This window comes from Oxynema mangrovii CENA135, assembly GCF_016632315.1.
Classification (GTDB): Bacteria; Cyanobacteriota; Cyanobacteriia; order Cyanobacteriales; family Laspinemataceae; genus Oxynema; species Oxynema aestuarii.
In genome coordinates, this window is the sequence record NZ_JAEOXH010000002.1 from 105,705 (window position 1) to 114,895 (window position 9,191).

Sequence of the window (9,191 nt, forward strand, 5' to 3'; positions counted from 1 at the left end):
TTGAAGAAGCGCTAGCGCGGCGGCAGGAAAAAATGAAGATCGAGAATGGAACGATCTGAGCTACCCGAACAAACGGGGGGATCCCCCCCGAACCCCCCAGGCATGTCAGGGACAAAGGGAGAAGAAATTAAAAGGGAAGCGAAATACTAATCCGTCCCTGACATGCTCAAGGGTAAAAATTAATGGTTAATAGGTCGCCGCGTTCGATACCCAACTGGGCTGCACGCCCGCCACTTAACTCGATGACGGTGTCGATCGCCATCGGAGGACTGTACTTGGGACAAGGATCGTCGCTGCACGGCGGAAAGTTGAAGACGATCTCCTGCACGCGATCGCCGCGAACAAAAATCAGATCTAACGGCATCGAGACGTTTTTCATCCAAAATTCGACGCGCTGGGGAGGGTGAAAGGGAAAGAGCATTCCGCGATCGGCGGCGAGGGAATCGCGGTGCATCAATCCGAGGGCTTGTTGGCGACGCGATCGCGCCACCTCTAAATCGATTTTGGTATCGCCAATTTTCAGATACGCCTCAACAGGGAGATGTTGAGCCGACGGGGAAGATGCAGCCGAACAACCCGTCAACAATAACAAACTCGTAACGAGTACGGCTTGGGGGACGGTGTGCATTATATAGTGACTCAGTTCAAGGTGAAAACGACAACAGTGGCAATGTAACCCCGGTATTACCCACCGGGGTAGTAGGTAGCGACAAAAAGACCCTCGCGGGTCTTGATTGTCGGTTAGCCCTGCTACCGCTAGGTTAACGCAAAGTCAGTTAATCACTCTCTGGGAATTCGCCAAAGGTACTCGTGGAAATGGCGGCCCCGTCGAGTAAGCTCAAATCCCCGGTTTGAATGTGGATATTGCCGGAATTGCCGGAACCCGCCGCCCCGGTAAAAATCCCGTTCCGCAGTTGGGCGAGGCTCAGTTGTCGCGACAGGGCCGCCCCGATAAATTCTCGTTGAAAGCTCTCGAATCCAGACCCGCGCAGGGTGACGCTCTCCGTGGCTTCGATGTTGAGGTCGCCGCCGTTCCCGGTGGCAAAGGTGCGCACGGAAATTAAGGCCCCTTCTCCCAGGGTCAGGCGTCCGGTGCGCAGGGTGGCGTCGCCTCCATCTCCGGCCCCGGTGGTGTCCGAGAGTAAGCCACTGGCAAAGCGGCGATCGCCCGAGGTCCCTTCGACGGCGATCGCCTCGGACGCCCTCACGCTCAGGGTTCCCCCCGCTCCACTGCCTTCGGTACTCGTCGAAATAACCGCCCCGTCGCGCACCAGCAACCGCCCGGTTTCTAAGGTTAAATTCCCCGCGTTCCCCGTCACTTCACTCGTCCCAAACCGTTCTCGAAGGGCGTCGGGGCCGTCGGTCGCCGCCGTTTGCAAGCTGCTGGCTAAGGTTCCATCCGGCGAGGTGCCGATCGCCTCGATCTCCTCGCGAGCCCGTACGGTCAAATTGCCTGCATTGCCCGCACTGCGGGTTCCCGAGACGACGACGGCTCCCTCGCGCACCCGCAATCGTCCGGTTTCGACGGTCAAATCTCCCGCATCCCCCCGTCCTAATGTCGCATTGACCAAACCGAGCAGTTGTGCGTTGAAATTGCCCCCGACCAATTCCACCGATTCGGTCGCCCTCACGGTCAAGTCCCCTCCCCGTCCGGTGGAACTGGTGGTGGCGGAAATGACCCCGTCGTCTACAAGAACGGTTTGCGCGTCTACGGTCAAATGACCCGCATCCCCCGAACCCACGGTTTGGGAGGAAATTCGACTCGGTTCGCCGTCACTGGGCGATCGCCCCACGAGGCTCAATCCTTCGCTGGCGTAGAGGTTTACGGGTTGCCCCGCCGTCCCTCCTCTGGTGAAGGACACCACCTGGGAACCGTCGCGGATCTCGACGTTGCGCCCGCGCACGGCGATCGCCCCGCCACCCTCTCCCGTGGCGTCGATCCGCGCGCGATCGATCGCCCGGATATCCCGATATTCCAAGCTTTCTGGCTCGGGGACTTCCCCGCCAAGCGGCCAACTCCCGGCGGCGATCGCCGTCAGTTCGATCGCCCCTCCCGGCGCGCTCAAGCGCCCCCCATCGAGCCGGATCTCGCCGCCGATCGCCCTCAATTCCCGTCCCGGACGGACTTGTAAGCCAACGGGATTCCCTTCGGCGTCCGCCGCCACGGAACGGTTGACGATCGCCCCGGGATCGGACCCGAACCCCAAGCCGATCGGCACTCGGTTACTTAAAATCGCCCCATTGTGCGGGTTACTCGCACTATAGGTGAGGCGATCGGCAAATTGAATCTCGCTGGCGGTGGTGGCGACAAAGGAACCGCCGAGATCCAAACGGGCGTTTGCTCCAAAGACGATCCCGTTGGGATTGAGTAAAAATAAGTTGGCGCTACCATTGGCACCAATTAAACCGTCAATCGTAGAGATAGAATTCCCCGTAACCCGAGTAAAAATATTTTGAATATCTAACCCATTGTTAAACCAAGCTCGGGTATCCCTCGGTACGGAAAATTCGCTGAAACTATGAAATAAATTGTCCCCCGATCTCGTTCCTCCCTCCAAAATTAGGCGATCGCCTTCGGGGGTCACCGTCGAAGGATTGACTAAACTATTGTCCGGTACGATTTGCGCGTTTAAATTGCTATCTCCTACCGTACAAATCGCGATCGTAACGGTGGCGATCGCCGTTCCAGAACCTCTCAACCACTGCGCTGAGTTTCCCCAACCCTCGGTAATGCTATCGTTCGGCTGTTTGTTAAAGCACATCATCTTAAAATAACTAGATTTCATCCCCTACACCCTTCTTTAACATTGTCATTGTTTTGAAGCCGGATAACCTTTTTTCACTGAAATTATTTCCTCAACTGATTCACCCGAGTTATTGAATAAAATCCTGCCTCAAACAAGTTGCTTATATTTGTTATTATGCTTGTGAAATACGGATCCTAAATCTATTAAAACAATCGATTCTCAAGTTCGTTCCCCTTGCAAACCGAAATCACAGCTTAGATCGGTAGATTGAGACCAGAACATTAACAGGGGAACTCGTCACTATCGATGGGGTCTCGATCGCCTTTCTCGATCGAGTTACTTCACTTGTGATTCCCGCATCAGGAAAATACACTCACTCTTTTAAATACATGAAAACATAGACAATAACTGTATTCTTTTTGTTTTATTTTGATATTATCTTTGTATTTTATTGTGTTACTTTACCGAATCGATGTTGTTAAGTTATTAATTTTGTTGACAGTTTAGTCTTTTTTGTAGGTTATTTCTAATTCCTGTTGTATTTCTGTTGTATTTTTTTTATTCCCTGCTATCTTTTACATTATCTTTTTGAGCCTCTTCTGTACTTCCTTTCCCATCCCCATCCGGATGGGAATCGTTGAATTGAGGTAAATTCAATCGATCGACAGTATTCAAAAAGAGAATTTTAGCCAATTCAAACACCCGATTGCGATCGCCCGCCACGTCCCCCAACTTTTCCTCGGCAATTTGCAGACATAACCGCATTAAATCCGCCGATTCGTTGACGTAACGCGCGATCGCTTCCCGTTCTTTTTCCTGATGTTCTAAAGCCTCCAGGGATAGCGGCGGATGTTGTTTGCGCTTGTGCACTTCCTCGGAAAATCCCGATGCAATAATCCCCGCCGGAAGTGCAAACAAACCAATCCCGACAAACGCCAATACCGCCCCGAAAAACTTACCAATCGGCGTGACCGGATAAATATCGCCATACCCCACCGTTGTCAGGGTGACCACTCCCCACCACATCGCCGCCGGAATGCTGGGAAAGGCGATCGGTTGGTCGCGACTTTCGGCAAAAAACATGATTGTCGATGCAAAAATAAGTAAAATAATAACGGCAAAAATCGTCATAATTAATTCGTCTTTTTTGGCTTCTACTGCCCTTAAAATCGTTTGTAAAGCCTCGGAATAACGAATGAGTTTTAACAGTCGCAACAGTCGAAAAATTTCGAGAAATTCGAGGGAACTGCGATCGGGAAGTGCCACCATTAAATAAAACGGTAAAATTGCCATTAAGTCGATAATAGCTAAGGGAGTTTGGGCGTAACGCAAGCGCCCCCACACCGGATCCGCATAACGAGGATCGACGGTACAAGACCAAATTTGTAAAAAATAGAGAAGTGTAAAACAAGTTACGGAAAAAATTTCAATTTCATCGACAAATAGTTTGAGATTGGCTGAAATTGAATGAGAAGTGCCTAAAATAAATGCAGTAACATCGACAATCACGAGCAGACTGACGAGCAGATCGTCGAGTAAGCTGAGGCGATCGTCGTCAGTAGAAAATTCAAGAATTTCATAAATGCGTCGTTGCAAATAAGGTAAAAATTCTCGATGGTTTTTCATCTTTTTACGATCGATAAATCCCTACGCGGAGGTGCGATCGGCGATCGTCGATCCTCCTGTTTTAATTAAAAATGTTATCATAAAAGATAAACGATCGAATGGTAATTCTTTCTCAAGTCGCAATTGACGGATTCGTGAATGGAAAAGTACCCTACGACTTACTCCCAGGCTCAAGTCCTTAAAGATCTGGCAATTTCGATCGCCGGATTGTATTTCTCCTATCCCGATAAAGCCGATGTATTGCAAGATGTAAGCTTACACATTGTTAAAGGCGAACGAGTGGGATTAATCGGCGCCAATGGGGCGGGAAAAACAACGTTATTTTTATCAATTTGTGGCATTCTCAAGCCAAATTCCGGCAATATATCGGTGTTCGATCGCCCAGTAGTGACCGGAGAATTTCGCCCGGAAATTGGCTTAGTCTTTCAAAATCCTAACGACCAACTGTTTTGTGCGTCGGTCTGGGACGATGTGGCGTTCGGTCCGCAAAATATGGGACTTTCGGCGTCGGAAGTCGAACGCCGAGTGCAAGAAGCGTTAGGGATTGCAGGAGTGGCGGATTTGGTTCATCGTCCCCCCCATCATCTGTCTGGCGGACAAAAACAAATGGTCGCGATCGCGGGAATTTTGGCGATGCAACCGCAATTAGTGATGTATGACGAACCGAGTGCGAATTTAGACTTGCGATCGCGCCGTCGTATTATTAATTTTCTCCAATCTTCGCCGCAAACCCTGTTAATTTCTTCCCACGATTTAGAATTGATTTTACAAGTGTGCGATCGCGTCATTTTAATGGATGAAGGTCGAATTATCGCCACAGGAAAACCCGAGGAAATTATGGGCGATCGGCAATTAATGGAATCTCGCGGTTTAGAAAAACCGCATTCCCTGATTCCTCATTTCCATCCCGATGAGAAATAAGACGGGTTCGAGGGCGATCGCGCGTTCGCCGTTCGTCTCTCCCGATCTCTAGCAAAAATGAAGAATATGTTATGTCCGCAGACGATCCGTTCGCTTTTCGACTTTAATGTAATCGTAACTCCCCCTCTATGGAGGTCAACCAAATGGATTGGATGAGTATTATTATCACCTGGCTAGTGATTGCGATTAGCTTGTTGATTATCTCAAAATTACCGACCGGGGTTGAAATTGACGGTTTCGATCGGGCTTTAATTTCGGCGGCGGTTTTAGGCGCCTTAAATGCCTTCCTCCGTCCGCTTTTACAGATTTTAGCCCTTCCGGTTACGATTCTGACCCTGGGGATTTTTGCCTTGGTCGTCAATGCTTTAGTGTTTGGATTAGCGGCTTATCTCGTTCGAGGATTTCGCTTGCGTTGGGGCTTTTGGAGTGCCTTAATTGGCGCGATCGCCCTCACGTTTATTCGTTCTATCTTGGAACAACTTTTACAGAACTTTGGCATTCCCGGAGTCACTTCCTAAGATTTGAGGATCGGAACTTTCCTCAATTTTCTATGTTTTTCCGAGCAATTGAGAGAAGTTGCTAATTGCTTGCGGTGTGTCCCGTCGGGGTTGGTTTGAATCATTATTCAGGGAATGGCGCTCGCCTGCGATCGCCTACAAGCTGACCCCGACTCAATCTCGATTTTAGATTGTTAGATTTTAGATTGTTAGATTTTAGATTTGCATACTGGGGATCGCCTACTTCAACCAAGTTTCAATGCTCGATCGCCGATTGCTGTTGTCCTCACAAGTCAGCATTTTTTGAGCTAAATCCGGTATTTTTTCGACGAGTTTGGTCGCAAAATACCGGGTTGCTGGGAGGGCGATCGGGGTGAGTAGACCGAGGGCAATTTCAGCGCCAAATTTTAATCGTTTGGTCCCAACTCGCACTCACCATTGTCGTCCCATCTGGAGTCATTTCGATCGCAAAAATATCGCTCACGTGATCCGTCAGCGTCCCTTTGAGATCGCCACTATCTAAATCCCAAATTTTAATCGTGTTGTCATCACTTCCACTGAGTAAAGTTTGACCGTCGGGAGTGACCGTCACCACGGTGACTAAATCCGTATGACCCCGGAGGGTATTTTGCAATGCTCCACTGTCTAAATCCCAAATTTTAATGGTTTCGTCCCAACTTCCACTCACCAAGGTTTTTCCGTCGGGAGTAATGGCGATCGCCCGTACCAAGCGCGTATGTCCGGTGAGGGTTTGTCTCACTTCTCCCGTGGCGACATCCCAAAGTTTAATCGTCGCGTCGCCACTACCACTGACGAGGGTTTGGCCGTCCGGTGTATAAGCGAGCGCTCGCACGCGATCGCGGTGTCCTTCGAGGGTCTGCTCTAGCGCCCCTGTCCGGGCGTTCCACAGGCGAATGCGACCGTCCTCGGAACCACTGGCGAGGGTTTGACCGTCGGGACTGTAGGCGATCGCGTAAATCGCGCCCCCTCTCGGATCGAGGGTATTCGACACCATCCGACCTTTGAGGTTCCAAAGATAGATCGTTCCGTCGTCACTCGCACTGGCGAAGCTTTTACCGTCGGGATTGATAGCGATATCTCTCACGATATCTCCATGCGCGGTCAGGGTATCGAGTTGTTTACCCGTTTTCAGATCCCAAAGTAAGATCCGATTGTTCCAGCCGCCACTGACGAGCAATGAAGAGCGCGGCGCGATCGCCAATCCTTGAACGGGGGCGTCATGTCCGGTCAGGGTCTGCGGTTCGGCGTTCGGAATCGTAAAGGGAACGGGGGTTCCCGTAAAGGCGGGGGGGAGGGGCGATCGCGTGGCTGTTCCGTCGGGGGAACTCGGTGAGGGCGAGGTCTCCGGTGTCGTCGTCCCAGGGGGTTGGGACTTATCTGTAAAGTCCCACGCCGGAAAGATCGCATCGAGATGTTCCAGAAAGCTCAAGTAAGGAGGGAGATCCACCGGGGAGGCAGTCGGTTTGGAAATATAGCCCCACAGCCAAATAATGCCTGCAATTGTAGCGACAACGATCGCCCCTTCGGTCAGCAAAAATAGGGGGAAGTCGCGATCGCCGTCAGTTCCTTTAAGTTTGGCTTCGATCTCGGCGACCTCCGCCTCGGTCAGGGCGAGAATATCCTGGTAGAAATAATGCAGCTTTTCGTCAGTTTCTCGTTTCAGCGATCGCTTCTCCCGGGCGATCGCCCCTTGTAGCGCCTCTCGATAGCGATCGAGCTTTTCTTGGCGTTCTTGATAAGGAATTAAAACCTTTTCACGAATTTTTTGAGCAATTTCTGGATCGATCCCGCAATTTTCGCGGGTAATTTCTAAAGTTCTCCAACCGAGACGCCCGATTTGCCCGTCGCGACGCCGCACGAAGTTTTCCACGGCTTCTCGATAGGTCAATTCCGGCGTCGGAATTGGGGCTTGACTGAGGACGATGTTCGTCGCCTCCGGTAAGGCGTAGAGGGCGGGAGGATTGGCCGGATTAGATATTTGTATTTTACTTGCAATGTAATCGTGCAGTTCTCCCAGAGAAATTTGGCCGTCGCCGTCGCGGTTGGCACCTCCGGTTTCGATGCCTTCAGTCAAATAATAAGTATAAGGAGAACAGCCGGATTCTCTAAGTTTACCGCCGTAACGGAAGCGGCGAATCGCTTCGCGATCGATCGCGAGATCCGCACAGAAGCGATCGTCCGCCTCGAAATGCGTGGAAGCGGTCAGAACGGCTTTCCCGTAACCGCCGAGTTGCTGTTTGAGGTCGAGGCGATCGCGCGGCGAATCTCTAGCGGATTCCCCCAATTCGGTGTAGCAACAATCGAGGACGATCGCCTGCTGTTTCGCCGGACTGGTATACAAGAGCGCTTGTAAAAAGTCTGCCGGAACCGCCGTGGAGGAGAGTTCGGCGACGTCAGTATTGCCAGTGGTGAAATAAAGTTTACCTTCGCGATCGGCGATCGCGTGTCCGGAGAAGTATAATAGTACCAGATCCTCCGGTTGGCGATCGCGCAACAACCATTCGATCCCGATGCGAATTTCCTGCAAGTCCGGATCGAGCAGTTGTCGAACATTTTCCGGCTCGAATCCCCCGAGATCTTGCCGTTCCAGGATCTCCGCGATCGCACGAACGTCATGACATGCCGTGGGTAGCGGTTCCAAAAAACTATCAACTCGTGTCTTTGGCTGTTGAGAGAGACTCACCCCGATTAATAAAGCCACCTTAGTCATTGGTGTCCCGATACTTCAATAGTTTAGTGATGCTATTTTCGTGACATCCTCCCGACGCTCACCAAGCACGGGTAGAGCGCGGGCGTCCCTTCCTCGCGGTTGGGTTTTCCTGCTTCATCGGGGTTCCCAAGCAACCTTCCTCTACAGGCAGTATCACCGTCTGTCCAACGGCTACAAGACCGCGCTGCATGACCACTTGAGCGGCAGCAACATCCCGGTCAGTTACATATCCACACTCATCGCAATAATGCACCCGTTCGCTGAGTTCCTTCTTCCCAGTATGCGCCCCACACTGAGGGCAAGTTTGACTTGTCCCGTTGGGGTCAACCGTGGCAAAGTAGACGCCACGCTTCCAGCACACCCACTTGGGGATTTCCAAGAAGCTTCCCCAAGCAGCATCCAAACAATGCTTGGCCCTATTCCGCGACTGGTCATCTTGAGGTTCAAATCCTCAGCAAAAATCATCCCAGGATGGTCACAAAGCTTGTGAGCCGTCAGGAAGTGGAACTCACGGCGAACATTGTGGATATGCTCGTGCAGTTGGCGAATCTTGGCTTGAATCTTCCGGTAATTAGCCGAACCCTTTTTCTTATTTCTCAATTTACGTTGCAGCCATCGAAGCTTGCTTTGCAAATCCACGAAAAAGCGAGGGCGTTCTACCCACTCCCC

At 51.3% G+C, this 9,191-nt stretch carries 7 protein-coding genes and 1 pseudogene; 2 read left to right on the top strand and 6 right to left on the bottom strand.

All coding sequences use genetic code 11. The features are described 5' to 3' along the window. Positions 1-166: 166 nt before the first annotated feature. The 3 genes from JJD41_RS14380 to JJD41_RS14390 all read right to left on the bottom strand — a co-directional run bounded on the left by JJD41_RS14380 (position 167) and on the right by JJD41_RS14390 (position 4,373). Positions 167-628 (bottom strand): DUF192 domain-containing protein, encoded by a 462-nt coding sequence (locus JJD41_RS14380; RefSeq protein ID WP_200667547.1) that lies wholly within the window; start codon positions 626-628, stop codon positions 167-169. Positions 629-776: 148 nt separating this feature from the next. After that, positions 777-2,765, bottom strand: coding sequence for a filamentous hemagglutinin N-terminal domain-containing protein (locus tag JJD41_RS14385; protein WP_234488832.1), 1,989 nt, complete (start codon positions 2,763-2,765; stop codon positions 777-779). A gap of 540 nt (positions 2,766-3,305) precedes the next feature. Continuing rightward, positions 3,306-4,373 carry an ion transporter gene (locus tag JJD41_RS14390; RefSeq protein ID WP_200667551.1) on the bottom strand — a complete coding sequence of 356 codons (1,068 nt, stop codon included), beginning with the start codon at positions 4,371-4,373 and terminating at the stop codon, positions 3,306-3,308. Positions 4,374-4,511: 138 nt separating this feature from the next. On the opposite strand from JJD41_RS14390, the gene JJD41_RS14395 reads away from it, so the two are divergent. Next, positions 4,512-5,294: an energy-coupling factor ABC transporter ATP-binding protein gene (locus JJD41_RS14395; protein WP_200667553.1), complete on the top strand. Its 783-nt coding sequence runs from the start codon at positions 4,512-4,514 to the stop codon at positions 5,292-5,294. Positions 5,295-5,437: 143 nt separating this feature from the next. Further along, the gene (locus tag JJD41_RS14400) at positions 5,438-5,812 is read left to right on the top strand and encodes a phage holin family protein (RefSeq protein ID WP_200667555.1); all 375 of its coding nucleotides are present in this window, start codon (positions 5,438-5,440) and stop codon (positions 5,810-5,812) included. A gap of 373 nt (positions 5,813-6,185) precedes the next feature. Here JJD41_RS14400 and JJD41_RS14405 read toward each other — a convergent pair whose 3' ends face one another. The 3 genes and pseudogenes from JJD41_RS14405 to JJD41_RS25740 all read right to left on the bottom strand — a co-directional run. Then, positions 6,186-8,522, bottom strand: a complete 2,337-nt coding sequence (locus tag JJD41_RS14405; RefSeq protein ID WP_200667567.1) for a WD40 domain-containing protein — start codon at positions 8,520-8,522, stop codon at positions 6,186-6,188. 58 nt (positions 8,523-8,580) lie between these two features. After that, positions 8,581-8,883: a zinc ribbon domain-containing protein gene (locus JJD41_RS25735; RefSeq protein ID WP_370583844.1), complete on the bottom strand. Its 303-nt coding sequence runs from the start codon at positions 8,881-8,883 to the stop codon at positions 8,581-8,583. Positions 8,884-9,017: 134 nt separating this feature from the next. Further along, positions 9,018-9,161: pseudogene (locus tag JJD41_RS25740) on the bottom strand (RNA-guided endonuclease TnpB family protein); the annotation flags it as partial. Positions 9,162-9,191: the final 30 nt, after the last annotated feature.

Excerpts from the sequence above, each read along its gene's own strand:
- JJD41_RS14380 (WP_200667547.1), bottom strand. The coding sequence starts at position 628 with ATGCACACCGTCCCCCAAGCCGTACTCGTTACGAGTTTGTTATTGTTG.
- JJD41_RS14385 (WP_234488832.1), bottom strand. The coding sequence starts at position 2,765 with ATGATGTGCTTTAACAAACAGCCGAACGATAGCATTACCGAGGGTTGG.
- JJD41_RS14390 (WP_200667551.1), bottom strand. The coding sequence starts at position 4,373 with ATGAAAAACCATCGAGAATTTTTACCTTATTTGCAACGACGCATTTAT.
- JJD41_RS14395 (WP_200667553.1), top strand. The coding sequence starts at position 4,512 with ATGGAAAAGTACCCTACGACTTACTCCCAGGCTCAAGTCCTTAAAGAT.
- JJD41_RS14400 (WP_200667555.1), top strand. The coding sequence starts at position 5,438 with ATGGATTGGATGAGTATTATTATCACCTGGCTAGTGATTGCGATTAGC.
- JJD41_RS14405 (WP_200667567.1), bottom strand. The coding sequence starts at position 8,522 with ATGACTAAGGTGGCTTTATTAATCGGGGTGAGTCTCTCTCAACAGCCA.